The following is a 15472-nucleotide window of genomic DNA, read 5'->3' as shown; positions in this document are numbered from 1 at the left end:
CTCACAAATCACTCACCCTTTTTTTTGAGAATGATAGGAAGCGTTTTCACTTTTAAACTATGAGACTTTGGTTTCAGTTGTGCGGATTGCCACGGGCACTAAGTACAATGAAATAGATTACAACAAAATAAAAGGTGGGGAAATTATGAGAAAGATTTTATCTTTATCTCTCATTGCATTACTGATGTTTGTTATGGTTGCGTGCAGCAAGCCTAGCAGCTCAGAGCCGGCAAAAACAGAAGGCGGCGACAAAGAGGGCGGTAAAAAGACAGAAGAAGCAGTAGATTTAACTCCTGAAGAAGGCGCAAAGCTGGTTCTTTGGGATAATGCAGACTCAGAAGCTGAGTGGGCAACTATGGTAGCAGAAGAATTCACAAAGAAATACGACATTCCGGTTGAGGTTCAAGAAGTAAACCACACTGACGCTGCCGGCAAACTTGAAGTTGACGGTCCTGCTGGACTTGGCGCAGACGTATTCCACGCACCTCATGACCACGTAGGAAACATGGTAAAAGCTGGTCTTATTTATGAAAACGTTTTAGCTGACGAGTATAAAGAAAAATTCCTGCCAGCTGCTATCAGCGGTACTTCTTACACTGAAGAAGGCGGCGAATCTACTCTTTACGGATTTCCTATGGCAATTGAAACATACGCACTTTATTACAACAAAGATTTAGTGGACAAGCCTGCAGAAACGTTTGACGAAATTTTTGAGCAGTCTAAAGAATTTGCTGGAGACGGCAAATACGGCTTTATGATGGAGCCTGCAAACTTCTACTTTGCACATGCATTCTTCGCTGGATACGGCGGATACATTTTCGGAAACGACAACACAGATGCTACTGATCTTGGAATCAACAACGAAGGCGCTGTTAAATCAGGTGAATTCATGCAGCGCATGAACAAAGAACTTCTTCCATTGAAAAAAGAAGATATTACTGGTGACTTAATCAGTTCTTTCTTTAACGATAACAAATTAATGTACCGCATCTCTGGTCCATGGGATATCAAAAACCATGAAGAAGCAGGCATCAACTTCGGTATTGCTCCGCTTCCTAAATTAGATAACGGCGAAACTCCAAAAAGTTTCTCTGGAATCAAAGCTTACTATGTAAACTCTTACTCTAAGTATCCTAAAGCTGCTACTCTTTTAGCACAATTCGCTACAAGCACAGAAATGCTTGAAAAACGCTTTGAAATGACTGGACAGCTTCCTCCTCAAACTGAATTGATTGAAAGCGATGCTATCCAAAATGACGAAGTTGCTTCTGCATTCCTTGAGCAGGCTGAATCAGCACTTCCAATGCCAAACATCCCTGAAATGCAATCTGTATGGGGACCAATGGAAACTGCTTATACAACAATGTGGAACGACGGAACTGAACCTAAAAAGGCACTTGACGCAGCACTTCAGCAAATTGAGGATGCTATCTCTTCACAAACGAAGTAATAGTCAGTCTGAGCCGATACCTTTGGTATTGGCTCAACTTTTATCCTTTATTGGCAGGCAGCAGCCTCTACCTCTATGCGGATAGAATGCATGGGACAGAGGTGCAGGCTAACTGCCCGTAAATGGGGACAGCAAAGGGACAATGGGGTATTAAGCAAGAAAAATTTCACAACTTTCAATCAACGTGAGGAGGCCTGGCATAATGCGCGGACCAGCTAGAATAGGTGCATTACTATCGTTTTTACTAATGGGGCTTGGACAGATCTACCACCGTCAATATCTCAAAGGAATTTTATTTATTCTTTTAGAAGTTTACCTTTTGGTATTCTGGTCTTTGCCGTTCAGATATGCAATGTGGGGCTTAACATCACTGGGCGACACCCCGCAGACAAGAAATGGATTTACAGTCGTGCAAGGCGATCACTCCATATTCTTAATGATCGAAGGAATCATTTTCTTAATCTCCTTCCTGCTTTTCATCTGGGTTTACTACTTAAACGTTCGTGATGCATATAAAGTAGGCAAAATGCGCGAGCGCGGCATCAAGCCTAATACAGCAAAACAAACCCTGATAAATGTATGGGAAAATGGGTTCCCTTACATCCTTTTAACACCATCTATTCTGTTTACAATGTTTTTAACGATTCTTCCTCTGTTATTTGGAGTTATGATTGCATTTACAAACTATTCAGGTCCAAATCATCTGCCCCCAAAGGCTTTGGTGGATTGGGTAGGATTTGATACGTTCTTAAACCTTTTCCAATTAAAAACATGGAGCACAACGTTCTACGGAGTTTTTGGCTGGACGGTCTTATGGGCAATTTTATCAACAGCGACTACGTTCTTCCTTGGATTGATCTTTGCTGTTCTGATCAATCATAAAGGCATTAAGCTAAAGCGTTTATGGCGCAGTATTTACATTCTGCCATGGGCGATTCCGCAATTTGTCAGCATCTTGATTTTCAGAAATATTTTCAACGGTGAATTTGGGCCGCTGAATCAATATATTAAAGCACTTGGTCTTGAAGCTATTCCTTGGCTGTCAGATCCAATGTGGGCAAAAGTTACGCTTGTAACAGTAAATATGTGGTTTGGATTCCCGTTCTGGATGGTTCTGATGAGCGGTGTTATGACGACAATTGATAAAGAAATGTTTGAAGCGGCAGATGTTGACGGAGCAACGCCTTGGAGCAAGTTCTGGAAGATTACTATGCCGATCGTTATGTTCTCAACCGCTCCTCTCCTTATCATGAGCTTTGCAGGGAACTTCAATAACTTCAACATTATCTATCTATTAACTCAAGGGAATCCTGTTAACGTGAATTACAGCTATGCCGGATCAACGGATATCCTGATCAGCTGGATTTATAAAATGACGCTTGAACAAAGTCAATTTGCTACAGCTTCTGTCGTATCGATCTTAATCTTTATCGTAGTAGCAACTCTTTCTATCTGGAACTTCAGAAAAACAAAAGCATTCAAGGAAGAGGATATGATGTCATGATGAATAAAAAATTAACTGATAAACTCGTCGTTGGCTTTATATACGCCATATTGATCATAACAGCGATTCTTGTATTGTATCCTGTCTATTTCATCCTGATCGGGTCATTAAATCCAGGGGATTCACTGTTTGCAACAAAGCTTATTCCAGAAGCTTTAAGTCTTGATCACTACCGTTATCTATTTGAGGAAACAAAATATTTAACATGGTACAAAAACACGTTTAAAATTGCATTCTTCAACATGGTAATTTCAACATTCCTTGTTGTAACAGCAGCATATGCGTTTTCACGCTTCCGTTTTCCGGGCCGCAAACAGGGGTTAATGGCGATGCTTGTCCTGCAAATGTTCCCAAGCTTCATGGGAATGATTGCAATCTACATTTTACTTCTTCAAATCGGATTATTGGACAATCACTGGGGTCTTATCTTAGTGTATGCTGGCGGATCGATTCCGTTTGGAGCATGGCTTGTTAAAGGATACTTTGATGGTCTTCCAAGAAGCTTAGAAGAAGCAGCAAAAATGGACGGTGCCAGTCATACTACGATTTTCTTTAAAATCATGATGCCATTGTCAAAGCCTATCTTAGTATTTATTGCTGTAAATAACTTTATCGGACCTTGGATGGACTTTATCTTCGCCCGTCTGATCCTTCGTTCAAACGATAACAAAACACTTGCAGTTGGTCTATTTGAATTCGTAACGGGCAGAACGAGCACTCAATTTACAACGTTCGCAGCCGGAGCGGTTCTAGTAGCAGTTCCAATCACCATTCTATTCTTGCTTTTCCAAAAATATATTGTTGAAGGATTAACGGCTGGAGCGAATAAAGGATAAGAGTCGGAAATCGATTTCATCTTGAATTAACAGACATAGTTTAATAGTCTTATACGTAAAGCTGTCTCGAATCCGCTTATATGGAGACGGGACAGCTATTACGCACTAAGGGGGGCAGAGGGATGTTTAAACGTATACTACAAGTACTGATCATCCCTTTTTTCCTTCTCTCAGGTTTTTCAGTAAACACTGTTCGGGCACAAGAGAAGGAAGAACGATCGTGGCAAGATGAAAGCATGTATTTTATTATGATTGACCGCTTCAATAATGGCGATACAAGCAACGATTTTGAAGCAGATCCCAAAGATCCGAAGGCATATCACGGCGGAGATCTTCAAGGGATTATCGATAAACTGGATTACATTCAGGAAATGGGGTTTACTTCTATTTGGCTGACTCCGGTCTTTGATAATGAAGAAGGCGGCTATCACGGGTATTGGATTCGTGATTTTAAAAACGTGGATGAAAACTTTGGATCACTCGAGGACTTTAAAACGCTTGTAAAAGAAGCGCACAAACGGGATATGAAGGTCATGCTTGATTTTGTTGTCAATCATACGGGCTATAAGCATCCATGGCTGAATGATCCTGAAAAGAAAGACTGGTTTCATGAAAAGAAGGATATTGCCAACTGGCAAAATCAAGAGGAAGTAGAAAATGGCTGGCTGTTTGGCTTGCCGGATTTAAACACTGAAAATCCTGAAACGAAAGCCTATTTAATGGATGCTGCCAAATGGTGGATTACGGAAACAGACATCGACGGTTATAGACTGGACACTGTTCGCCACGTTCCTAAAGCCTTTTGGGAGGAATTTTCAAAAGAAGTAAAATCAGTGAAAAAAGATTTCTTCTTGATGGGCGAAGTTTGGGATAAAGATCCTCGCTACGTATCGGGTTATACGGAAGCAGGCCTTGATTCGGTCGTTGATTATCCTTTTTATAATGATGCATCTAAAGTGTTTTCGAATGCAGGGGGATCGCCAGGAATGCTTGCCAACGTGTTTAAACGCAATCAAATTCTTTATAAAGATCCTTATGTTTTAGGCAATTTTATAGATAATCATGATAATGAACGTTTTACACGGAAAGCCATTGCGAATAATCAAAATCCGGTTACCCGGCTGAAGATGGCTCTTGCATACATGTATTCAGCACCTGGCATGCCAATCGTGTACTATGGCACAGAGATTGCGATGGACGGCGGCAATGATCCGGACAATCGCCGGATGATGAATTTCCGTGCCAATGAAGATCTCATCAAGTATGTGTCAAAGCTTGGAAAGATCCGCTCTGAATTTCCTTCTTTAAGACGCGGAGAAATGGACGTTTTATATGATGAAAAAGGAATGACCATCCTTAAAAGAACATATAAGAATGAAATGACTGTTATTGCGTTAAATAATTCCGCTGAATCAATAAACGCCGTTATCCCGGCAAAAGCGCTTGAAGAAAATAAAGAATTGCGCGGACTGCTTACAGGCGATATGACAGAAGAAAAGAACGGAGAGTATGAATTTATTCTCGACCGTGAAACAGCTGAGATCTTTGAGGTTGGGGAAAAAACTGGCCCCAACTTGCCGTTAATCAGTGTGTTCGTGGCAGTTCCGGCAGTATTTGCAGGATTCCTATACATGAACAGAAGAAAGAAGCAGACATCCTAAGCTCAGTGAACCAAAGAGAAATGAGATGATTTCTCTTTGGTTATAAAGGATTCAAAGTGAATGCGTTTACAAAGTGGTTATTTAAAAAAGAGTATGTTAAATTAGACTTTTCAATTTGGAGAGAAAAAACTGCTCCAAACATGATGAAAGTAAGAGAGGGATGGGATTGTGGCAACAATAAAAGATGTCGCAAGGTTAGCAAATGTAGCTCCATCAACCGTATCGAGAGTGATTGCTAATAACCCGCGTATAAGTGAGAAAACAAAAGAGCGAGTAAGAGAAGCCATGACTGAGCTTGGATATCATCCGAATTTCATAGCCAGAAGTCTTGCAAATCAATCGACTCAGGCTATTGGAATCGTGATTCCGGGTTCTGCCGACAAAGCCTTTTTAAACCCCTTCTTTCCGGAAGTGATCCGCGGCATCAGTAAAGGAGCTCACCAAAAACATTATGCCCTGCATATGTCCACTGGAGAAACCGATGCTGAAATTATGGAAGGTGTCGTTCAGATGGTTGAAGGAAAACGGGTGGACGGGATCATTCTCTTGTATTCACAAGTAGATGATAAACTGACAAAATACCTGCTTATGAAAAACTTCCCGTTTGTAATCGTTGGAAAACCATTTAAGGATGTAGAGTTAATTACTCACGTAGACAACGATAATTACCGGGCAGCAAAAGAAGTAACAGAACATTTGATTGAGCTTGGACATGACCGCGTTGCTTTTATTGGAGGTAATCTTAAGCTTGTGGTGACAGTTGAACGCCTTTTAGGGTATGAGAAAGCGATTCGAAATGCAGGACTTGAATACCGTGATGACTACATTGTGCATGCTCAATTTCTAAAAGAAGGCGGGCAGGCAGCTGTTCAGGAATTGTTCAAATTGAATGAGCCGCCGACTGCGCTTGTCGTAGCCGATGACTTAATGGCGCTCGGAGTTCTGAATATGCTTGATGATATGGGCATAAATGTACCTAATGACGTATCAGTTGTATCGTTTAATAATGTGATGCTGTCAGAAGTTTCAAGACCGCCGCTTACTACTGTGGATATTAATATTTTTCAATTAGGCTATGAAGCTGCCAAGCATGTGATTCAGCTGGTGGAAGATCCTAACGATCCAATTAAACGGATCATTATCCCGCATAAGCTTATGAAAAGGCAGTCATGCAAGGGATATATACAAGAAGAAAAGCTGCATCACGCATGATGCAAAATTAGGCTGCCCGGGGAATCAGGGCGGCTTTTTATATTGTTTTATTTAATTCTTAAATAGTGGCTGCATCCACTAATTCCTGGTTTATGACAAAAAAACAGACAGCATGCAATGGCATGCTGTCTGTTTATTCCAGTCTTTTCATTTCTCCGGCAATAAAGTTAAGCTTTCTTCCTTCTGCACCGCATCTAGGTCAGTCAGATGATAGGTTCCGTTCATCCAATCAGCAATCTGATCTTGATACCAATCGCTTTTCACATGGCCGGATTGGCCAGGTCCGACAATATGGTGTCCTTTTGTCATGTCAGCCGCATCGATGACAAAGCGCCAAGAAGCACCGTGATTGACGATTCCTTCAGGATTATAGTTTGCGGCGGCGACTGTAATCTGACTGCCGCCGACAGGCTGAGGTTTCTCGTTATTAAACAGCCATTTTAAAACAGGAGAGGCTGAAGAAAGAGGGTGGCCAAAATAAAGCTGATGGTAGTCGCCCCATTTCCAATCCTCTGGGTTATCGCCGTATTCTTCTTGAAGAGAGGCGACGACATTCCCAAATGAAATGAGCAAAACTTTATCAAGGCCACCCTTATCTGAAATCCATTCAGACTCATTCCCGTTAAAAGCACGTCTGAGCAGTTCATCAACGATTCCCTGTTTTCCTTCAAATAAGGCATCCATTTCTTTTGGAACAGCGTCTTCAAAAAGAGTGACGGGAATTTCTTTCATCAGCAAGTGAAAGAGAAGCGGAGCTCCCATCTCTTTATCATCTTCCATGTTCCATTTTGCAAGCAATTTGGCAGAAGCTTTTTCGCTCTCATTTAAATCAGCCGCGCTGATTCTTTTAAGAATGGCGGGCAAAAATTCCTCAGCGTATAAATTTCGCTGATCCATCTGCAGTTTTTTCATATCATTTAAAGTGAGCTTATCCTCTGTCTCTAAAACTTCTTTAATTCTCATATACCGATAAGGCTGCGCCCAATGATGACTAATATGGTAGGGGTACGAATCATCAATCACCTTATTGTTTGCGGTAGCAACAAATCCTTCCTCAGGGTTGACCGCGCGGGGAAGCTCATCATAAGGAATAAATCCTTCCCATTCATATTCATCAGTCCAGCCAGGTACAGGAATCATACCGTCACCTTTTTTCCGGATTGGGATTTTTCCGTTTGCCTTATAGGCAATGGTTCCATCCGCCCCGGCAAAAACAAAATTTTGGGTTGGAACGTGAAAATCTTCAAGAGCCTGTTCGAATTCGTCCCAGTCTTTCGCTTTGTTCATTGAGAGAACTGCCTGGAATTCGGTTGAAGGCATTAGAGCTGTCCATTTCATAGCGAGAGCTGTATCCTGCTTTTTATCAAATGCAAATTCGGACATGATCGGGCCGTGCCTTGTTTCAATCACTTCATAATCAATGATCTTTTCATCCTTCACCGCGATAGGCTCTTTAAACACCTTTGCATCTTCCCATTTATCGTTGTATAAAAATTGCCGCGGATTATCAGGATTGCGTTTTTCAATATATAAATCCTGTACATCTGGCCCCGTATTCGTTACACCCCAGGCAATATAATCATTGTGTCCAAGAATGATTCCAGGGACGCCGGCAAAAATAACGCCGCTGACATTCATGCTGCCACTTTGCAGATGCATTTGATACCAGATTGATGGGGTGGCAAGTGAGAGGTGGGGGTCGTCTGCAAGCAGAGGTTTCCCGCTTTCACTTTTTTCACCGCTCACAACCCAATTGTTGCTTCCGTTAAATTCTGGTGGAATGATGGCACTTGCAAAGCTTTTCTCCATGTTCATATTCACTTCTTCATAAGCAGACAGAATTTCAGGGGCATCCTTTGGATAGGAAGGAAATAAGTCATATGCTTTCTCTTTTGGAAACGTATCAAGCGCCCAGTAGCGGAACGCCTGCCCTGACCAATGGCCTCCTAAATCAAAAGCCATATATTTTCCGATGGTGAGGGAATCGATTGGTGTCCATTCTGCCGGCTCGTAATTCAGCAGGCTGAATTCAAGAGGCAGTGTCCCTTGTTCTTTTGCGTCTTTCATAAAGGCATTTACACCGTCTGCAAACCACTGCATGGCATCTTTTGAAGATTCATCATACTCGGGATAGGAAGCTTCAGCTGCTCTTCTCAAACCAAGCGTTCTGAAAAATTTGTCCTTTTCAACAGTTGCCTCGCCGACCACTTCACTCAGCATTCCAGACGCCTGTCTTCTGCTTAAATCCATCTGGAAGAGGCGATCCTGAGCCTGCACATATCCTTGTGCGATGTATAAATCTTTGTCTGATTGCGCCATAATATGCGGTACCCCGTTTTTATCCCTCGTTACTTGGGCTGCATCGGTCAACCCTCTGACGTTTACTTCTCCATTTAATTGGGGAAGACTTTTCTCAGTGAAAAGGTTTACATAAATAAATACTCCGATTAGAAGAAAGAGAATGGCGAAAGCTCCAATCCATATACCTCTGCGTCTCCGGGGTACTAATCTGCGTTCTGCCTTTGCTTCCATGATCCTCACACTCCATCTTTCAGTTAAGTGAATATATTACACTCAGATTTTAAAAATCCTGTGTACTGAAAAAATTTTAGAGGCAAATGACTATTTACCCATTCAAAAGCGATCGGAGTGAAACGTTGCATTCAATCTTTTCCAATTCCATATATATAATCATCTGACATTAGAAAATAGGTGGATTAATAATGAAAAAAATATTACTGTTTGCAGATCCCGGAATTGATGATTCCCTGGCCATTATCTACGCATTATTAAATCCCGATATTGAGCTTTTAGGTATTGTTACAAGCTATGGGAATGTGTCTAAACAGCAGGCAACAGAAAATGCAGCCTATTTGCTCAAGCTAGCAGGCAGAGAGGACATTCCTGTTATAGAGGGGGCGACATTTCCATTAAACGGCGAGGTTTCGGTCTATTATCCTGAAATTCATGGGCAGGAAGGGCTTGGACCGATAAGGCCTCCAGAGAATATAGAGATTAATCTTAAGCCATTCAGTCATATTTTTACATTGATTGAAGAACACGGAGATGAACTTGTTATTGTTGATACAGGCAGAATGACCTCCCTTGCAAATGCTTTTAATTTTAATCTTGAAGTCATGCAGGGGGTTCCTGAAATTTATTTAATGGGAGGAGCATTTTTTGTCCCGGGAAATGTAACTCCGCTCGCAGAAGCTAACTTCCATGGTGATCCAATAGCAGTAAACGTTGTGCTTAAGTATGCGAAAAAAATATATATAACCCCACTGAATGTGACCAACAATGCCATTATCACGAGTGAAATTGCAGGATATATATACTCTATCTCCTCAAATCCCTATAAGGAGCTTATTCCTGCAATTACGAAGTATTATTCTGATGCTTATGCAAAGCTTAGGCCAGGAAGAAGAGGAGCATCCATACACGATGTTTTTACTTTGTACTATATGCTAAACAAAGACAAAATCTATTCTGTTACCAACAATGTCGAAGTTTCCGTCTTAGATGACGCAAGAGGACTCAGCTATGCCGATTTTCGCAATAATCAGGTGCAGCCAGGTGCAAGGCACACCATTGCCCTTCATTTTCAGTATCAGGACTTCCTTGCTGATCTTATTAAAGTAATGTCTTCACCTCTCGGATAATCAAAGTTTGAAAACCTGCATATAAACGTGCAGGTTTTCAGTTAGAAAATGGCTTACAAATCACATAAAACAAAGTATATTTAAAAAAGAAGAAATAAATATTTTGAATAATCCGGCGAGGGGTAAATATGAATCTATCATACATAGAAGAAACGCTGACAAAACATGACTATTCAGAAGCAATAAAGCATTTTTTAGAAGAGTACAGGGAAGTTGCCGAGGAGAATAAGCTTTCACGTTTTCGAGGGTTTATCCGATCTTACACAGATGAAAGCCAATTGAAGTATTTGCTTCAGGTTCTAGATGCATCATTAATGGAGCAGCTTGGCGGAATCATTATAAGAGACAGCTATAGGAGATTAAAATCTCCTCTGACGGCTATTTGGTATTGCCAGCAGCTTATTGATGAGAACAAGCTGATAGAGGCTGAAGAACTTTTAAAAGAAATAGAAAAGCAGGAACTTTCTGATGAATGGAAGGAAAAGTTTTATTTTACAATGGCAAGTGCACTTATTGGGATGCGGCGATTAAAAGCAGCGTTTCAATATATGAAAAAATGTGAAGAAGCTTCCAGTGATCCCGCAGAAACGCTCTGGGCTTATTACTTTTTGCAAAGCGGAGATTGGGACAAGGCATTGAAATGCTTAGAGGCTAGCAAGAAGGATGAAAAAGACGGTTTGACCGCCTATTTGCTGCTTGTTCAGCATCATGCGCTTCAGGGGGATGCGGAACAAGCCCTGATCACTTTAGAAGAAGGTTTAACCCTTTATCCGGATTTTCCAAAACTGATCGTTGAAAAGATTAGGCTGTGCTATAAACAGAAGCGCTGGACGGATATGGAGAAAGCGATCTCAGACTTGCATTCGCTTACCCCATTTCATGAATATAAGAGAATGGTCGAGTATTACACGGCTGATTCCTTCTATGAGCAGAAAGAATTCGGGAAGCTTGAAGTGTTTTTAGCAGAGCACACTGAATTTAAGAAAGAATCCCATTATAAAAACTTTACTGGCCTGGCAGACCATGCTTCTAAAATGGTGAACTTTAAGCCGGTCGTGCAAAAATATAATTATTGTGTTCCTGCATGTGCAGAAATGATTTTCAGCATGTTCGGCAAGACGTATAAACAAGATGAAATTGCTGAATCTGTCTTTCATGTTTCAGGTTCAAAGTTATCTAAAATAATTGAGTACTTCGATGAAAAAGAGTTAACAAGCAGGTATTTTTTTGGAAATCCCAACATTTTAAAAACGCTGATTGATCTGGATGCGGCCGTTATGATCAATATCGATTATCCAACAACCTCCCATGTTCAATTGCTTGCGGGCTATGATGACAATTTGAAAGTTTTCCACGTTCAGGATCCAAATCTCAGAACCACCCATGAAGTCCTGTATGAAGACTTTGAGCAGGAATATGGGAACAATGGGGTCTTATCTTTAGCGGTGCTTCCTGAAAAAGAAGCTGGAAAATTGAATGTACTATCTATAAATGAACACGAATTAGCAGTTAAGCTCTTTTCGATGACCGAGGTCTCGAACAAGCAGCTGAGTGATGCTGAGCAAGCCCTTCTGAAAGAAAATCTTCACCTTATGGCTGTCTCAGCCTATGTCATTAAATATCTTCCCGGAATTGTGGCAGAAGAAATTCTGGATGCAGCTGCCATGTATGTTTTTGAGCATTCTAAGGAATCTGAATACCGCAGTCTGTCTGCTGCCATGGCTTATTTCAGCGTGAAAAACAATGAACGAGCCATGGAGTACTTGGAGCAGCTTCCTTTTAAACAGTATTTGGCGACATATTGGTATGCGAAAGGCAGATTAAGCTATAACAAGGATGATTATGACGGTGCATTTGAGGCATTTGCGGAAGCCTTGAAATCGGAACCGGATGATCATATCCTATGGGGATACCTCGCGCTGACTGAACTCAATCGAGACCGCGCTCAGGAAGCTTTGAGATATTCAGAGATTGCGATGGATATCAATGAAGATGATGCTTTTTCACTGATTAACCATGGAATTATTTTAATGGAAATGAACGAGTATGAAAAAGCCAGAAATCTGTTCCACTCATACTTGAAAATTGAGAAGGAGGACGGGTATGTATGGTATCAGCGGGCAAGGTGCGATAAAGAATTAGGAAGAAGTAAGCTTGCAAGAAGAGGATTTCAGACTGCAATCGCACTCGAACCGGAAGTACCGCTTGCATATAAAGAGCTTTCAGAACTTTACGAAATCGATTACGAGGATGTTTCTAAAGCGAAGGAGATTCTTGAACAGGGGATTGCAGCTGCCGAAGACAAGCAGATGCTCCTCCATGAAGCGGGAGATTTATCTGTACGTGCTTTGGAACTTGAACAAGCAAGGCAATTTTATATGCAGGCTGAAGCGTTCGATCCGAAAGATGTGTATGCACGTATTTCCCTTGCCGCTCTTTATAAAGAGGAAGGAAAAAGAGATCAATTTTTCAAGGCAATTCACCGCTATTTTGAACAATTTCAAGAAGACAGTGAATTTCTTATCAACGCAGGAAAGCTGATGTTCGCCGCAAGTGCAGAAATGAAAGAAAAAGACTCACATATGGATCTCGCGCTTTCTTATGTAGAAAAAGGAATTTTATATGCGGATGCTAATATTGGGGAAGCAATCGAGATTTATGTTGATCTCGTATCTGAAACGCCATACTCACGCCGCGGACTTGAATTTTTAGAAAGCATAAGAGAAGGAGAAATAGACGAATTTCTTCTGATCAGCTATATCGGCTGTTTATATGAGTCCCATGGTCTTTTAGAAAAGGCCAAGCAGTATTTAAAACAGGCCATTGCCTTAAAGAAGGATGATATTCTTCCGTTTTACCGGCTTGGGGAGATTGCTTTTAAACAAGAAGATTATGGAGAGGCAGAAAAACAGTACAAACGGGTGCTTGAGCTTGATCCTGCACATGAGCAGGCGATGCTTGACCTTGCGGGTATCGCAAATGCCAGAGAGGACAGGAAATCAGAAAAGAAATACCTGATGTCTGCATTTAAAGTGGACCCTTATTGTGCTTCTGTCGAAGCTCTGCTCGAGGTTCTTGAATTCCAGCCGGAAATTGAAGCATTTAAAGAACTTCTAATGAGTGTAAATGTTGAAAAGGCCTTCCTCTATGATGCCCTTGCCCATATTCATGGAAAGCTTGGAAATTTGAAAGAAGAAGAAGAAAATTTGAACAAAGCATTTGAACTTGCGCCAGCTCAATTCCAAATCCTTCATCATCAAGTTAAGCTCTGGATCAAGCAGGGAAAAATGAAACAAGCAAAATCCCAGCTCCTCACACTGATTATGGAAAACCAAGAGAATAAGCAACTATATGAAACGTGGATGGAAGTGATGCTTGGTACAAAGTCCATGCATAAACTTGATAATGAAATTAAAAAAATGAAGCTTTCTGATGAAGAAAAAAGCATTGTCTTCATGAACGCAGCTGCTGCATATGAGCGGCAAATGCAATCCATGCGTGATGCTTATGAAGAGATGGAAGAACAAAAAGGATGGCTGAAGCGGTTCACGAATTTTTCGAAGATGAGCCTGAAATTTGGAACACTGATTGGCCTGTATGAAGAGGCATTGAAACATGACCGGGAGAATGTTACAGCTGTTATGTGGTATGTCGAATTTCATTTGGATGCAGGATTGGCGGAAGATGCGATTAAAATTCTGGAGCAGTGGCTCCGCTATCAGTGGGAGCCTGACGTTGTCTATAGGCTAGCTGTTCTTTATATAAATGAATTCGGAAATGTCCCAGAGAAAAAAGCTGTTAAGTACTTGTCAGGGGCATGCAGCCTTATTGAAACACTACTTGAAGAAAACGAGGATCCCGATTATCTCGTTGTTCTTGGAATGGCCTTGCTTGAACTTGAAGAATTTGAAGAATCAGAACAAGCTCTCATGCGTGCAGTGAAAATTGAGCCTGCTGTTGAAAAAGGATACTTCCACTTGGCCAGAGTCTATGAAGCTATAGAACAGTACAGCAAAGCAGAAGAAGCGATCCAACATGCAATCACTCTTAATCCGGATAATCATGACAATTATAATCAGCTCGGACTGATTTATCGACATCAAAATAAACTACAACCAGCACTTGAAGCAGTTGAGAAAGCTGTCTCAATAGAGCCCGAGGATTTAATCAGTTTGTATAACAGGGCTTGTTATCTTTCAACTTTGGGCAGGTACAAAGAATCTGCCGGGCAGCTGGAAGCTCTTTATGAGCTTGATGAAGAATTTGTTTTCACTGAGATGGCAGAGGATGACGAAGATTTAGAATCGTTGAAAGAAGCGGGATATTTTCCGAAGAATCCGCTGCTGAAACGATAATATTGAATGAGATGGATATAATCGGCGAAGGCTCTACAGCCATTACGTATTCTTACGGAAAAGATAAGGCTGTTAAAATGTATAGATATGATTCAACAAATATTCATTACGAATTTGAAGTGAATAGGTACTTGACTGAATGTGGAATCAGCGTTCCAAAAGCTTATGAGATTGTGACCATTGACGGTAAAGAAGGGATTGTCTTTGAAAAAGCAGCGGGCAATCCATTAACATCTGAAATGATGAAAAGTCCTAAAGCTGCCATTCGAAGTTTAAAGATGATGGCAAGGCTTCATGCAAGTATCCATGAAAAATCGGCAGAATCTCTAAAAACCCAGAAGAGTTCTATTGAAATGAAAATCCATGCTTGTAGTCTTCCAGATGCAGAAAAGACAGCGATATTAGACCATTTAGTTTGTCTTTCCTCAGGAAAACAGCTTTGTCACGCGGATTTTCACCCTGATAATATTTTAATCTCTGACGGTAATCCTGTAGTGATTGATTGGGCTGATGCGGTGTGCGGGCATCCTATGGCTGACCTTGCTCGGACTATTCTAATTTTGAGGTTTGGCGGATTGAAGACTAATGATGCAATTATGGGGTTCATCCGAAAATGGATGTGCAAGCTGTATATTCGAGAGTATAAAAAATATCGTTCCTTCACTGCTGAAGAGCTTTATGAGTGGGAGCTGCCATTAGCTGCAGCCAGACTTTCAGAATCCATTCCGCCTCATGAAAAGCAGAAGCTGCATGCCATCATAAGGTCGTACTTGAAAAAGTAAGCAAAACGGT

9 protein-coding genes are annotated in these 15472 nt (G+C 41.2%); 8 read left to right on the top strand and 1 reads right to left on the bottom strand.

Annotated features, from left to right (window positions below):
• Nucleotides 1–145: 145 nt before the first annotated feature.
• The 5 genes from E2R53_RS11870 (at nucleotide 146) to E2R53_RS11850 (ending at nucleotide 6663) form a co-directional block, all read left to right on the top strand.
• Nucleotides 146–1450 carry a sugar ABC transporter substrate-binding protein gene (locus E2R53_RS11870; protein WP_133311945.1) on the top strand — a complete coding sequence of 435 codons (1305 nt, stop codon included), beginning with the start codon at nucleotides 146–148 and terminating at the stop codon, nucleotides 1448–1450.
• Nucleotides 1451–1652: 202 nt separating this feature from the next.
• A complete protein-coding gene (locus E2R53_RS11865; RefSeq protein WP_133311944.1) occupies nucleotides 1653–2954 on the top strand; it encodes a carbohydrate ABC transporter permease in 1302 nt (433 codons plus the stop codon).
• Nucleotides 2954–3790 carry a sugar ABC transporter permease gene (locus E2R53_RS11860; RefSeq protein WP_133312270.1) on the top strand — a complete coding sequence of 279 codons (837 nt, stop codon included), beginning with the start codon at nucleotides 2954–2956 and terminating at the stop codon, nucleotides 3788–3790. The genes E2R53_RS11865 and E2R53_RS11860 overlap by 1 nt, the downstream gene beginning before the upstream one ends.
• A gap of 122 nt (nucleotides 3791–3912) precedes the next feature.
• Nucleotides 3913–5451 (top strand): alpha-amylase family glycosyl hydrolase, encoded by a 1539-nt coding sequence (locus tag E2R53_RS11855; protein WP_133311943.1) that lies wholly within the window; start codon nucleotides 3913–3915, stop codon nucleotides 5449–5451.
• Nucleotides 5452–5616: 165 nt separating this feature from the next.
• Complete coding sequence (locus E2R53_RS11850) at nucleotides 5617–6663, top strand: LacI family DNA-binding transcriptional regulator (protein ID WP_133311942.1); 1047 nt, start codon at nucleotides 5617–5619, stop codon at nucleotides 6661–6663.
• Nucleotides 6664–6810: 147 nt separating this feature from the next.
• Here E2R53_RS11850 and E2R53_RS11845 read toward each other — a convergent pair whose 3' ends face one another.
• The gene (locus tag E2R53_RS11845) at nucleotides 6811–9195 is read right to left on the bottom strand and encodes a penicillin acylase family protein (RefSeq protein WP_133311941.1); all 2385 of its coding nucleotides are present in this window, start codon (nucleotides 9193–9195) and stop codon (nucleotides 6811–6813) included.
• Nucleotides 9196–9386: 191 nt separating this feature from the next.
• On the opposite strand from E2R53_RS11845, the gene E2R53_RS11840 reads away from it, so the two are divergent.
• From E2R53_RS11840 to E2R53_RS11830, 3 genes are all read left to right on the top strand, one after another.
• Nucleotides 9387–10325: a nucleoside hydrolase gene (locus tag E2R53_RS11840; protein ID WP_133311940.1), complete on the top strand. Its 939-nt coding sequence runs from the start codon at nucleotides 9387–9389 to the stop codon at nucleotides 10323–10325.
• Nucleotides 10326–10453: 128 nt separating this feature from the next.
• On the top strand, nucleotides 10454–14680 hold the full coding sequence (locus E2R53_RS11835) for a tetratricopeptide repeat protein (RefSeq protein ID WP_133311939.1): 4227 nt from the start codon (nucleotides 10454–10456) through the stop codon (nucleotides 14678–14680).
• Between the two features lie 11 nt (nucleotides 14681–14691).
• Nucleotides 14692–15462 (top strand): phosphotransferase enzyme family protein, encoded by a 771-nt coding sequence (locus E2R53_RS11830; RefSeq protein ID WP_286166192.1) that lies wholly within the window; start codon nucleotides 14692–14694, stop codon nucleotides 15460–15462.
• Nucleotides 15463–15472: the final 10 nt, after the last annotated feature.

This window comes from Peribacillus frigoritolerans, from assembly GCF_004358755.1.
In the GTDB taxonomy this organism is placed as follows: Bacteria; Bacillota; Bacilli; order Bacillales; family Bacillaceae; genus Bacillus_P.
Note: the sequence above shows the minus strand (reverse complement) of the source record. Positions and strands in the feature narration are given on the sequence as shown.